Source organism: Streptomyces sp. 6N223 (assembly GCF_052246635.1).
Taxonomy (GTDB): Bacteria; Actinomycetota; Actinomycetes; order Streptomycetales; family Streptomycetaceae; genus Streptomyces.
Genome location: NZ_JBQQCA010000007.1, coordinates 71146 through 83382, shown reverse-complemented (window position 1 = coordinate 83382; position 12237 = coordinate 71146). Strand labels below are relative to the sequence as shown.

At 72.2% G+C, this 12237-nt stretch carries 11 protein-coding genes; 4 read left to right on the top strand and 7 right to left on the bottom strand.

The genetic code is table 11. The features are described 5' to 3' along the window. Positions 1-173: 173 nt before the first annotated feature. Positions 174-560 (top strand): DUF2255 family protein, encoded by a 387-nt coding sequence (locus ACTWQH_RS07395; RefSeq protein WP_443285545.1) that lies wholly within the window; start codon positions 174-176, stop codon positions 558-560. A 60-nt stretch (positions 561-620) separates the two neighbouring features. After that, positions 621-1598, top strand: a complete 978-nt coding sequence (locus tag ACTWQH_RS07390; protein WP_443285544.1) for an aldo/keto reductase — start codon at positions 621-623, stop codon at positions 1596-1598. A 46-nt stretch (positions 1599-1644) separates the two neighbouring features. Here the strand turns inward: ACTWQH_RS07390 and ACTWQH_RS07385 are convergent, their stop codons facing one another. Then, positions 1645-1722, bottom strand: coding sequence for a hypothetical protein (locus tag ACTWQH_RS07385; protein ID WP_443285603.1), 78 nt, complete (start codon positions 1720-1722; stop codon positions 1645-1647). A gap of 182 nt (positions 1723-1904) precedes the next feature. On the opposite strand from ACTWQH_RS07385, the gene ACTWQH_RS07380 reads away from it, so the two are divergent. Further along, entirely contained in the window at positions 1905-2588 is a 684-nt protein-coding gene (locus tag ACTWQH_RS07380; protein WP_443285543.1) for a FadR/GntR family transcriptional regulator, read from the top strand. A 225-nt stretch (positions 2589-2813) separates the two neighbouring features. Here the strand turns inward: ACTWQH_RS07380 and ACTWQH_RS07375 are convergent, their stop codons facing one another. Further along, entirely contained in the window at positions 2814-3851 is a 1038-nt protein-coding gene (locus tag ACTWQH_RS07375; RefSeq protein WP_443285542.1) for an aldo/keto reductase, read from the bottom strand. Beyond that, the gene (locus tag ACTWQH_RS07370) at positions 3848-4162 is read right to left on the bottom strand and encodes an L-rhamnose mutarotase (RefSeq protein WP_443285541.1); all 315 of its coding nucleotides are present in this window, start codon (positions 4160-4162) and stop codon (positions 3848-3850) included. The genes ACTWQH_RS07375 and ACTWQH_RS07370 overlap by 4 nt, the downstream gene beginning before the upstream one ends. Positions 4163-4458: 296 nt before the next feature. Between ACTWQH_RS07370 and ACTWQH_RS07365 the strand changes: the two genes are divergently transcribed. Next, complete coding sequence (locus ACTWQH_RS07365) at positions 4459-7188, top strand: glycoside hydrolase family 95 protein (protein WP_443285540.1); 2730 nt, start codon at positions 4459-4461, stop codon at positions 7186-7188. A gap of 68 nt (positions 7189-7256) precedes the next feature. Here the strand turns inward: ACTWQH_RS07365 and ACTWQH_RS07360 are convergent, their stop codons facing one another. The 4 genes from ACTWQH_RS07360 to ACTWQH_RS07345 form a co-directional block, all read right to left on the bottom strand. Beyond that, entirely contained in the window at positions 7257-8222 is a 966-nt protein-coding gene (locus ACTWQH_RS07360) for an ABC transporter substrate-binding protein (RefSeq protein ID WP_443285539.1), read from the bottom strand. A 34-nt stretch (positions 8223-8256) separates the two neighbouring features. Then, positions 8257-9210: an ABC transporter permease gene (locus tag ACTWQH_RS07355; RefSeq protein ID WP_443285538.1), complete on the bottom strand. Its 954-nt coding sequence runs from the start codon at positions 9208-9210 to the stop codon at positions 8257-8259. 65 nt (positions 9211-9275) lie between these two features. Then, positions 9276-10880 (bottom strand): sugar ABC transporter ATP-binding protein, encoded by a 1605-nt coding sequence (locus tag ACTWQH_RS07350; protein WP_443285537.1) that lies wholly within the window; start codon positions 10878-10880, stop codon positions 9276-9278. After that, on the bottom strand, positions 10873-12150 hold the full coding sequence (locus ACTWQH_RS07345; RefSeq protein ID WP_443285536.1) for an enolase C-terminal domain-like protein: 1278 nt from the start codon (positions 12148-12150) through the stop codon (positions 10873-10875). Before ACTWQH_RS07345 ends, ACTWQH_RS07350 begins: the two co-directional genes overlap by 8 nt. Positions 12151-12237 lie beyond the last annotated feature (87 nt).

Here is a 12237-nt window from a genome sequence, read left to right as displayed (position 1 = left end):
GACGCGAGGGGCAACGGAGTTCCCCGGGGCGACCGACGACGCGCGTCAGCTCCAGCGCGGAGCGCGCCCAGGACTTCTGACAGGGTGACGTGTCCCGGCCGTCCGCGCGTCCGCTTTGCCCGGAGCCGTGAGGGCTGTTCATCTGGCCTCTCAACGGCAGAAGGCGGAAGGAGATGAGATCGATGGCGGCGGCGTGGACGGACGACGAGCTCGACACGATCGGGTCGGCGGAGGAGCTGATGGTCGCGTCCGTGCGCGGCGACGGCGAGTTGAGCAGGCCGCGGACGATCTGGGTGGTCCGCGTGGACGATGACCTCTACGTCCGTTCGGTGTACGGGTCCACCTCCGACTGGTTCCGCGGCACGCGGGTGCGCCGACAGGGTCACATCCGGGCCGGCGGCGTTCACAAGGACGTCAGCTTCGTCGACGCCGACGAGGGCATCAACGACCGCGTCGACACGGCGTACCACCGCAAATACGCCCGCTACGCCGCGCAGATCATCGACGCCATCACGAGCCCCGAGGCGAGCTCCACGACGATGCGGCTCGTGCCGCGCTGAGCGCCGCGCGCCGCGCGCCGCGAGACGCGAGCCGCAGAGGAAGGGAGGAAGGACAGACGCATGCGTAAGACGACGCTCGGGGACACCGGGCCCGAGATCGGCCGCATCGGCCTGGACTGCATGGGCATGACGTTCGCCTACGACATAGGGACCCCGCGGGACGAGGCGATCTCCTTCGCCGTCATCCGGCAGGCCCTGGACCTCGGCATGTCCCTCCTCGACACGGCCGACGTGTACGGGCCGTACACCAACGAGGAACTGGTGGGCCGGGCGCTGACGGGCGGCTACCGCGAGCGGGCGGTGCTGGCCACCAAGGTCGGCCTGGTGGTGACCGACCCGACGGGCGGCCCCGACGGCTCCCCGCTCATCGGCAACAACGGCCGCCCCGAGCACGTGCGGGCGTCGATCGACGAGAGCCTGCTCCGCCTGGGCACCGACCACGTGGACCTGTACCAGCTGCACCGGGTCGACCCCGAGGTCCCCATCGAGGAGACCTGGGGCGCGATGGCGGAGATCGCGGCGGCGGGCAAGACCCGGTTCCTCGGCCTGTCCGAGGTGACCGTCGACCAGATCCGGCGCGCCCAGGCCGTCCACCCGGTCACCTCCGTCCAGTCCGAGCTGTCGCTGTGGACCCGCGCCCCGCTGGCCGAGGTGCTGCCCTACTGCGAGGAGCGGGGCATCGCCTTCCTGCCCTTCTCGCCGCTGGGGCGCGGCTTCCCCACCGGACGCTTCACCTCCTTCGACGACCTGCCGGAGAACGACTTCCGCCGCAGGCTGCCGCGCTTTCAGCAGGACACCCTGCGCGCCAACCTGGCCATCGCCGGCCGCGTCCGGGAGATCGCCGAGCGCGCCGGCGCCACCCCGGCCCAGGTGGCGCTCGCGTGGGTGGTGGCCCAGGGCCGGTACGTCGTCCCCATCCCCGGCACCAAGACCCCCGCGTACCTGGAGGACAACGCCGGCGCCGGAGACCTGGAGCTGAGCGCGGCGGACCTGGCGGACCTCGACGCCCTGGCCGCGCCGCACGGCGGCCGCGACTGAGGCCTGCTTCCGAATCAGCGTGTCGCCGGCGCGGCGGCGTTCGCGGTCACGGCACCACCAGCACCACCTTTCCCCGCACCCGCCCGCTCTCGCCGCGTTCGTGGGCCTTGGCGGCGTCCGTCAGCGGCAGGGTCTCTCTCCCGCGAACGGGCGCAGCCCGTCCCGGTCCACCAGTTCGGCGAGGGCGGCGAGTTCGCCCGGGGCCCCGGGGGAGCGCACGGCGCGGGGCCGGTTGAAAGATCCGATGTATCCTTCGGGAATGCGGAGCCTCGCTGGGCCGGTGGCCCGGGGAGTGGGAGGAGCGCGATGTCGGTCACCGACGACGCCATCGAGGCGATCAAGCAGATGATCGTGGACGGCGAGCTGCGTCCCGGCGACCGGCTGCCCCGGGAACCGGACCTCGCCGAGCGCCTCGGCCTGTCCCGGAACTCGCTGCGCGAGGCGGTGCGCGCGCTCTCCCTCATCCACGTGCTGGACGTGCGGCGCGGCGACGGCACCTACGTCACCAGCCTGGAGCCGTCGCTGCTCATGGACGCCTTGGGCTTCATGGTCGACTTCCACCGCGACGACACCGTGCTGCAGATCCTGGAGGCGCGGCGCGTCATCGAGCCGATCACCGCCGAGATGGCCGCCGTGAGGATGCCCGCCGAGGACATCGAGGGCCTCACGCCGCTGCTCGACTCGCTCGGCGACAACCCCACCGTCGACCAACTCGTCGAGAACGACCTGGAGTTCCACCGCCGCATCGCGGCCGGGTCCGGCAACGCCGTGCTGGCGTCGCTGGTGGAGAGCCTGTCGGGCCGCACGCAGCGCGCGCGGACGTGGCGCGGCCTCACGCAGGAGGGCGCGGTCGAGCGCACCCTCGCGGAGCACCGCGCCATCCTGCGGGCGCTCGCCGAGCGCCAGCCGGACATCACCCGCGCCCTGGCCACGATGCACGTCGCCGGCGTCGAGCAGTGGCTGCGCCAGGCCCTGGTCGACCACCCGTAGGCCCTGCCCGGGCCATCGTGCCGGCCCGCGACTCCCCCACTCCGCTTCGCTGCGCGGGAGGTACCCCCACCGCTTCGCGCCACGGCCCACGCCGCGGTAGCGGCATATCGGCTGGGGCGCCGCGTTGTCGGGCTCGCCCACCTACTCCCCCCAGGCCCTCGACGGCCTGGGGGAGCACCGCGCCTCGCGCTGCGGGCCGATCCGGCAAGACCGACCGGACAGGGCCTAGCGCTCCTCGCCGGCCAGCCCCGCCGCCGCGAGGTCGTCCCACAGCGCCGCGGGGACGGGGGCGGCGGCGCGGGCGGCGTTCTCGCGCGCCTGCGCGGGGGACTGCGCGCCCACGGCGATGGCGGCGACCGTGGGCGAGCGCAGCGGGAACGCCAGCGCCGCCGTCGGCAGGTCCACGCGGTGCCGCTCGCAGATCGCGCGGATCCGCGTGATGCGCTCGTAGACCTCGGGCGGCATCCGCCCGTACTCGTACGGCAGCGAGGGGTCCGGGGCCGCATGGCTGAGCGCGCCGGAGTTGAAGACGCCGACGGCGACGACGGCGATGCCGCGCGCCGCGCACTCCCTGAGCAGGGCGGCGGCGGGCTGCTCCAGGAGCGTGTACCGGCCGGCGACCATGAGGACGTCGGCCAGGCCGCTGCGCGCGGCGGCGGTCAGCGTCGGCACGGACTTCGAGCCCACGCCGACCGCCCGGACGGCCCCCTGGTCGCGCAGCGCCGCCAGCGCCCGCAGCCCGGCCGTCAGGGCTCCGGCGGGCGAGTCGGGGCCGCCCGGGGCGGCGGCGGCCGGGTCGTACTCGTCCGGGTCGTGCAGGTAGACGACGTCGGCCCGGTCCAGGCCGAGCCGGTCCAGGCTCTCGGCGAGCGACTGCTCGACGCCCGCCCGGGACATGTCCCAGACCCGGCGGTACGTGGCGGGCACGGCGAAGCCGTTGGCGAGGTCGTCGCCGAGGTCGTCTGCGAGGTCGTCGCCCTCCGGGTCCCGGCCGGGCGCGACGGGGCGAAGCAGGCGGCCGACCTTCGTCGAGATCAGGAACTCCTCGCGGGGCCGCCCCGCCAACGCCTCGCCCAGGCGCCGTTCGGCGAGGCCGAGTCCGTAGTGGGGGGCGGTGTCGAAGCCGCGCACGCCCGCCTCCCAGGCGGTGTCGACCGTGGCGCGGGCCGCCGCGTCGCTGATCGGGCGCCCGAGGTTGCCGATCCCGGCGGTGCCCAGCCACCACGGCCCGGCCCGCAGCGTCACGTTGACGCTCGCGTTCACGCGAGGCTCCACACCAGCGGCAGGCCGTCGTCCTCGCCCGAGTAGTCGTCCTCGACCTCCAGCAGCTCGGCCATCCGCGCCTGCCAGGCCAGGTTCACCGGGTCGTTCGCGAGCGCGCGGCGCATCGCCCGGTAGTCCTCCACCTCGATCTCGTGGAAGAGGTCGCGGCCGCTGCGCCAGATGCGCCAGTTGGTGACGCCGGCGGCACGCAGGCGTTCGGCGAGCTCGGGCGGAATGGTGGCGTGCACCCGGTCGTAGTCGGATTCCCGACCCGCCTTCAGCCGGGTGTGGACGGCGATGCGCTGAGTCATGCGGCGATGAGAACATCCGATGTATCAGGCGTCAAGCGGACGGGCGGCGACGGAGCCGCCCCGCGGCCCCCGTCGCCGCCGGTCAGCGGCCTGTCGCTCCGACTCGACACCGAATGGTCGGGTGTCTTTCCGGAAGGCTCGGTGGCATTGCGCGAAATTCCGCTGCTTCACGATCCCTTGACGGTCAAGACATCGGATCTATAGCCTCCGCTGCGATCGTCGTCACCCCCAGCCACCCACGACTTCGAGGACGAGGTGCCGTGATGACCCGACAAGGCGTCCCCAGACGCGTGTTCATGGCCGGCGCGACCGGCGCCGCCGCCGCCCTCGGGCTGCCGCCGCTGACCGACGCGTCGGCCGCCTCCGCCCAGCGGCCCGGCGAGCGCCCCCGGGCCACGCCCACGGCCCTGTGGTACGACGCGCCCGCCACCGACTGGGAGTCGCAGTCGCTCCCGATCGGCAACGGCGCGCTGGGTGCGTGCGTCTTCGGCGACCCGGCGAGGGAGCGGCTGCAGTTCAACGAGAAGACGCTGTGGACCGGCGGCCCGGGCGTGGCGGGCTACACCTTCGGCAACTGGACCGCCCCCCGCCCCGGCGCCATCGAGGAGGTCCAGCGCCGCATCGACGACGAGCTGCGGACCGACCCGGAGTGGGTCGCGGACCAGCTCGGCCAGGCCAGGACGGGCTACGGCGCCCACCAGACCTTCGGCGACGTCTGGATCCAGATGACGCCGGAGCCCGCCGAGCCGGGCGACTACCGGCGTTACCTCGACATCGGGCAGGCCCTTGCGGGCGTCACCTACGCCTCGGGCGGCGTGGCCTACGCCCGCGAGTACTTCGCCTCCGCCCCGGACGGCGTGATCGTCGCCCGCCTGACGGCGGACCGGCCCGGCGCCGTCGGCCTCACCGTCTCGGTCACCACCGAGACCAACCGCTCGGCGAGCGTCACGGCCGGCGGCGGGCGCATCACCCTCGCCGGTGCGCTGAACGAGAACGGGCTGCGGTTCGAGGCGCAGATCCAGGTCCTCGCCGAGGGCGGCAGCCGCTCCGACAACGCCGACGGCTCCGTCACCGTCGCGGACGCCGACGCGGTGACGCTCGTCCTCGCGGCCGGGACCGACTACGCCGCCCGCTACCCGGACTACCGCACCGGCGCCGACCCGCACGGCCCCGTCACCGAGCGGCTCGACGCGGCGGCCGCGAAGGGCTACGCCGCGCTGCGCGAGGCGCACGTGGCCGACTACCGCGCGCTGTTCGACCGAATGCGGCTCACGGTGGGCGAGGAGGACCCCGGCGTTCCCACCGACGCGCTGCTGGGCGCGTACCGGGACGGCACCGCGACCCCGGCCCAGCGCAGGGCCCTCGAAGTGCTGTACGTGCAGTACGGCCGGTACCTGCTGATCTCCTCCTCCCGCCCCGGCTCGCTCCCGGCGAACCTCCAGGGTGTGTGGAACAACTCCACCACCCCGCCGTGGAGCGCCGACTACCACGTCAACATCAATCTCCAGATGAACTACTGGCTCGCCGAGACCACCAACCTCTCCGAGCTGACCGGGCCGCTCTTCGACTACGTCGCCTCGCTGGTGCCGCCCGGCGAGGTCACCGCCCGGGAGATGTTCGGCAGCCGGGGCTGGGTGGTGCACAACGAGACCACCCCCTTCGGCTTCACCGGCGTCCACGACTGGCCCACGGCTTTCTGGTTCCCGGAGGCCGGGGCGTGGGTGGCGCAGCACCTCTACGAGCACTACCTCTTCACCCTCGACGAGGACTTCCTGCGCGAGCGCGCCTACCCGGTGATGAAGGCCCTCGCCCAGTTCTGGATCGACGAGCTCGTCGCCGACCCCAGGGACGAGCTGCTCGTGGTGTCGCCCAGCTTCTCGCCGGAGCAGGGCGAATTCTCCGCCGGGACCTCGATGTCGCAGCAGATCGTGTGGGACCTGCTGACCAGCACGGCGGAGGCGGCCGAGGCGCTCGGCGTCGGGGACGACGGCGGCTTCGTCGCCGAGCTGACCGACACCCTCGCCCGCCTCGACCCCGGCCTGCGCATCGGCTCGTGGGGGCAGCTCCAGGAGTGGAAGGAGGACTGGGACGATCCGGAGAACGACCACCGGCACGTCTCGCACCTCTTCGCCCTCCACCCCGGCCGGCAGATCACCCCCCAGGACCAGCCCGACTACGCCGAGGCCGCCCGCGTCTCCCTGACGGCGCGCGGCGACGGCGGCACCGGCTGGAGCAAGGCGTGGAAGATCAACTTCTGGGCGCGGCTCGGCGACGGCGACCACGCCCACACCATGCTGTCGCAGCAGCTGCGGGACAGCACCCTCGCCAACCTGTGGGACACCCACCCGCCGTTCCAGATCGACGGCAACTTCGGCGCCACGGCCGGCGCCGCGGAGATGCTGGTGCAGAGCCATCGCGGCGTCATCGACCTGCTGCCCGCGCTGCCGGCGTTCTGGGCGTCCGGCTCCGTCAGGGGCCTGCGGGCGCGCGGCGACGTGGATGTGGACATCGACTGGGAGGGCGGAACGCCGACCAGGGCGGCGCTGCGCCCCGGGCGCTCCGGCGCGCTGACCGTCCGCGGCGGCCTGTTCGGCGGCCTGTTCGAGGTGCGGGACGAGGCGAGCGGCCGGACGGTCGAGGTCGCCCGCGACGGCGAGCAGATCACCCTCGCCGCCCGCGAGGGGCGCGGCTACGTGGCCACCGCGCAGGTCAGGTTGGCGCTGTCCGCTCCCGAGGCGGCGGCCGACGGGACGCCCTTCGCCTGCGAGGTCGCCGTCACGGCCGTCGGCAGGACCGTCCCGGCGGGCGAGCTGACCCTGGAGCTCCCCGAGGGCTGGAGCGCCACCGGCGCGGGCCTGAGGACGACGTCGATCCGCGACGGGCAGACGCGCTCCATCGGCTTCGAGGTGACGCCCCGTGCCCGGGCCGGGGGGCGGCCGGAGGCCCGGATCGCGGCCGTGCTGCGCGGCGACGGCTGGCGGACCAGCGCGATCGCCCTCGTGCGCGTCGGGCCGGCCCAGCCCTGAAACGGGGCCGCGGTGGTGCGGCGGTCGCCGCCCGCACCACCGCGGATGCGTCCGCAGGACTCTCTGGGTTATTCGTAGAGCGTGGCCTGGATCTCGGGGTCGTTGATGTTGGCCTTGTCGTACCAGTGGAACGCCGTGTCGATCTCTTCGGGCAGTTCCTGGCCGTCGATGGCCTTCAGCGCGGCGTCGACGAGCTGCCGGCCCATGTCGACCGGGTCCTGGGTGACGGCGCCGAGCATCGCCCCGTTGTTGATGGCGTCGATCTGGGCCTTGCCCGAGTCGAAGCCGACGAGCGTCAGGCCGTCCTTGCCGCTCTCCCGCACGCCGTTGATCATGCCGACCGCCGAGCCCTCGTTCGCGGCGTAGATCCCGTCCAGGTCGGGGTTGGCCTGGATGATCGACTTGGCGATGTCGGCGGACTGCTGCTGGTCGCCGCCGCCGTACTGCGGCTCCAGCACGGTGATGCCGGGCGCGTTCTGCTCCATCCACTCCAGGAAGCCGTCCCGGCGGTCCTTGCCGGACAGGCTCGTCTGGTCGTGCACGATCAGCGCGACCTTGCCCTCGCCGCCCAGCTCCTCGGCCAGGTGCTCGGCCGCCAGCGCGGCGGCGGCCTTGTTGTCCGTGGCCACGGTGGTCACCGGGACGTCGGACTCGACGCCGGAGTCGAAGGCCACCACCGGGATGCCCCGCGAGTCGGCGTCCTGCAGCATCGGCTCGGCGGCCTGCGAATCGAGCGCGGCGAAGCCGAGGGCGTCGGGGTTCTTGGCGAGCTCGTTGGTGAGCATGTTGATCTGCTCCTCCACGTCCGCCTCGGTGGGCGGGCCCACGAACGTGATCCGCGCCCCCCGCTCCTCCGCCTCCTGCTCGGCACCGCTCTTGACGGCCTGCCAGAACTGGTGCTGGAAGCCCTTGGAAACGATCGCGATAAGAGGGCCGTCCCCGCCACCGGCATCGTCCCTGCTGCACGCGGTCAGCATCATCGCCATGGACAACGCCACGGCACAGGCGGCGACCGCCTTCCTCATGCTTCTCATCGCCAGATCTCCTTCGTTCCGGTGGGTGACGGTCTCATGTCGTTTCCTTCTTGCGGACGCGGTCGGTGTAGACGGCGAGGAGGATCACGCAGCCGAGGATCACGCTCTGCCATTCCTGGGGAATCGACATGATCTGCAGGCCGTTGTTGAGCACCCCGATGATGAGGGCGCCGATCAGGGTTCCGGTGATCGTGCCCTTGCCGCCGGACAGCGAGGTGCCGCCGATGACGACGGCGGCGATCGCCTGGAGTTCGTAGCCCAGGCCGGTGGCGGGCTGGGCCGAGCCGAGGCGGGCGGAGATCAGCACCCCGGCCAGGCCGATGAACAGCCCTGCGAAGGCGTAGATCGCGATCTTCCACCGGCGCACGTCGATGCCGGACAGCGCGGTGGCTTCCTCGTTGCTGCCGATCGAGTAGGTGTAGCGGCCCAGCACACTCTTGGTGAGCAGCACGCCCGCGACGGCCGCGATCGCGAGGAGGATGAGCACCGCGTTGGGGATGTCGACCCCCGGAAGGACGTGACCGGTGGAGATGTCGGTGTAGCCGGAGACGTCGTTGAAGTAGATGGGGGTGCTGTCCGACACGACCAGCGCGAGCCCTTCGGCCACCATCATCATCGCCAGCGTCGCGATGAACGGAGGGATCTTCAGCAGCGCGATGGTGACGCCGTTGATGAGCCCCATGAGCCCGCCGAACAGGATCGTCAGCGGCACACCGACGATCAGCGGCAGGTCGGCGTCGACCATGAAGACCCCGGCCATCACGGCGCACAGCGCCATGCCGGTGCCGATCGACAGGTCGATCCCCGCGGAGATGATGACGAACGTCGTCCCGACCGCCAGGGTTCCGATGACCACCGTGGAGTACAGGATCGAGATGAAGTTGTCGTAGGTGAGGAAGTAGGGGCTGGCGATCGCGAAGAAGGTGTAGATCACGATCAGACTCGCGAACGCCAGCAGCTGCTGGAGCCTGCCCCTGACCACGGCCATGACGGCCCGTGCCTCTTTGTCCTTCCGCGGATCCGACGCCGGTGGCTTCACCGTCTTCACCGTTGTCATGGCTGTTCCGCCTCTTCTTCGGGGTCGGCGTTGATGAGGCCGAGCTCGGCGGCGTCGGCCGGGTTCTCGTCGGGCCGCAGCGTCGCGTAGTGCATGATCTGCTCCTGGGTCGCGTCGGCGGCCTCGATCACGCGGGTGACGCGCCCCTCGCTCATCACCACGACGCGGTGTGACATGCGCAGGATCTCCGGCAGCTCGGAGGAGATCATGATGATCGACTTGCCCTGGGCGGCCAGCTCGTTGAGGAGCTGGTAGATCTCCTCCTTGGCGCCGACGTCGATGCCGCGCGTCGGCTCGTCGAAGATGAGGATGTCGCAGTCCTTGACCAGCCACTTGGCGATGACGACCTTCTGCTGGTTGCCGCCGGAGAGGTGCTTGGCCGTCTGGCCGGCGGACGGGGTCTTGATGCGCAGGGTGCCGATCGTCTCCTCGGCCCTGGCCCGCAGCGCCCCGTCGCGCACGAACCCGGCCCTGGTGAACCGGTCGCGCAGCGCGCTGAGCGCGATGTTGGCCTTGACGTCCTGCTCCAGCAGCAGCCCGAACCGCTTGCGGTCCTCCGACAGGTAGCCGATCCCGTGCCGCGCGGCCTCGGCCGGGTTGCGGATGCGTACCTCTTCGCCGCGCACCATGATCCGGCCCGCGGCGATCCGGTCGGCGCCGACGATCGCCCGCGCCACCTCGGTCCTTCCCGCGCCCATCAGCCCGGCGAAGCCGAGGATCTCGCCGGCCCTCAGGTCGAAGGAGACGTCCTTCAGCAGCGACTTCGTGACAAGGCCCCGGACGCCGAGCACGACCTCGCGGCCCGTACGCACGCCCTCGGGCCGGGCGTCGGCGTTCAGGGCCCGGCCCACCATCAGCCCGATGATCTCGGCCGTCTCCGCCGTGGCCACCTGAAGGGTGTCGACGTACTCGCCGTCACGGATCACGGTGACGCGGTCGGCGATCCGCTTGATCTCCGCCATCCGGTGGGAGATGTAGATGACGCCGGTGCCGGGCCTGACGAAGCGGCGTATCAGCTCGTGCAGCGTGGCGACCTCGGCCTCGTTCAGGGCGGCCGTCGGCTCGTCCATGATCAGCACGCGCGGCTCGTAGGACAGGGCCTTGGCGATCTCCACCATCTGCTGGTTGGCGACGGTCAGTTCGCCGACGACCGCGCGCGGGTCCAGCGGCAGGCCCAGGCGATCGAGCAGCGCGGCGGCGTCGGCGTTCAGCTTCCGCTCGTCCAGCCACAGCCGGCCGGCGCGGCGCGGCTCGCGGCCGATGAAGATGTTCTGGGCGACCGTCAGGTGCGGCACCAGGTTGAACTCCTGGTGGATGATGCTGATGCCCAGCTGAAGCGCGTGGCGCGGGCTGGTCGGCTCGTACGGCTTCCCGCCGAGGCTGAACGTTCCGGCGTCGGCGGCGTAGATGCCCGTCAGCAGCTTCATCAGCGTCGACTTGCCGGCGCCGTTCTCCCCGACCAGCGCCAGCACCTCGCCGGAGCGCAGGTCCAGGCGCATCCCGGACAGCGCCCGCACCCCGGGGAAGGACTTGTCGACGCCCTCGACCTCCAGCAGCGCCTCGGTCGCCGGCGCGGCGGAGGCGGTCACGGCCTCAGCCATGCGCGTGCTCCTGGATGGAGGGGGTGAGCATCTGCGTGCCGGCGCCGGGCGCGGTGGGCGCGAAGTAGCGGCCCCGGCGGACGTCGACCGGGGTGACGAAGTGCTCGTGCAGGTGGTCGACGAACTCGATCACGCGGCCGTCGAGGGAGCCGGAGACCGCGAGGTAGTCGAACATCGCCAGGTGCTGCACGGCCTCGCACAGGCCCACGCCGCCCGCGTGCGGGCAGACCCGGACCCCGAACTTGGCGGCCAGCAGCAGGATCGCGATGTTCTCGTTCACGCCGGCGACCCGCGTCGCGTCGAGCTGGAGCACCGACAGCGCCCGGGCCTGGAGGAACTGCTTGAACATCACGCGGTTGGCGGCGTGTTCGCCGGTGGCGACCGGGGTCGGGGCGATGGCCTCGGCGATGGCGGCGTGGCCGAGGACGTCGTCGGGGCTGGTCGGCTCCTCGACCCAGGCCAGGTCGTAGGGCGCGAGCGCCTCGATCCAGCGGATCGCGTCGGCGACGTCCCAGCGCTGGTTGGCGTCGACGGCGATGCGCACGTCAGGCCCGCACACCTCGCGCGCCAGCGCCAGCCTGCGCAGGTCGGCCTCCAGGTCGGCGCCCACCTTGAGCTTGATCTGCGTGAACCCGTCGGCCACCGCCTCCCGGCACAGCCGTGCCAGCTTCTCGTCGTCGTAGCCGAGCCAGCCGGGCGTGGTGGTGTACGCCGGGTAGCCCTCGCGCAGCAGCCGCGCCTCGCGCTCGGCCCGGCCGGGCTCGGCCGCCTTGAGGATGCCGAGCGCCTCCTCGCGGGTCAGGGCGTCGGTGAGGTACCGGAAGTCGACCAGGTCGACGATCTCCTCGGGGCTGAGGAGGGCGAGCAGCCGCCACAGCGGCAGGCCCGCGCGCTTGGCGCGCAGGTCCCACAGCGCGTTGGCGACCGCGCCGATCGCCATGTGCATGATGCCCTTCTCCGGGCCGAGCCAGCGGAGCTGGGAGTCGCCCACCAGCTCCCGCCACACGCCGCCCAGGTCGGACAGGGTCGTCTCCACGTCCCGCCCGACGAGGTGGTTCTCCAGCGCGCGGAGCGCCGCGACCTGGACGTCGTTGCCGCGGCCGATCGTGAAGACGAACCCGTGCCCCTCCAGGTCGTCGCCGGCGTCGGTGAGCAGCCGCAGGTAGGCGGCCGAGTAGTCCGGATCGGGGTTCATCGCGTCGGACCCGTCCAGCGTCCGGGAGGTGGGAAAGCGCACGTCATGCGTGCGTATCTCGGTGAAGCGAGCCACGGGCGCACTCCCTCATATGGTCTGTGTCACGGCGACACTAGACATCCGATGTATCCCGGTCAAGGCTCCCTCGGTCCGGATCCGGAC

Excerpts from the sequence above, each read along its gene's own strand:
- ACTWQH_RS07395 (WP_443285545.1), top strand. The coding sequence starts at position 174 with ATGAGATCGATGGCGGCGGCGTGGACGGACGACGAGCTCGACACGATC.
- ACTWQH_RS07390 (WP_443285544.1), top strand. The coding sequence starts at position 621 with ATGCGTAAGACGACGCTCGGGGACACCGGGCCCGAGATCGGCCGCATC.
- ACTWQH_RS07380 (WP_443285543.1), top strand. The coding sequence starts at position 1,905 with ATGTCGGTCACCGACGACGCCATCGAGGCGATCAAGCAGATGATCGTG.
- ACTWQH_RS07370 (WP_443285541.1), bottom strand. The coding sequence starts at position 4,162 with ATGACTCAGCGCATCGCCGTCCACACCCGGCTGAAGGCGGGTCGGGAA.
- ACTWQH_RS07365 (WP_443285540.1), top strand. The coding sequence starts at position 4,459 with ATGGCCGGCGCGACCGGCGCCGCCGCCGCCCTCGGGCTGCCGCCGCTG.
- ACTWQH_RS07360 (WP_443285539.1), bottom strand. The coding sequence starts at position 8,222 with ATGAGAAGCATGAGGAAGGCGGTCGCCGCCTGTGCCGTGGCGTTGTCC.
- ACTWQH_RS07355 (WP_443285538.1), bottom strand. The coding sequence starts at position 9,210 with ATGGCCGTGGTCAGGGGCAGGCTCCAGCAGCTGCTGGCGTTCGCGAGT.
- ACTWQH_RS07350 (WP_443285537.1), bottom strand. The coding sequence starts at position 10,880 with ATGGCTGAGGCCGTGACCGCCTCCGCCGCGCCGGCGACCGAGGCGCTG.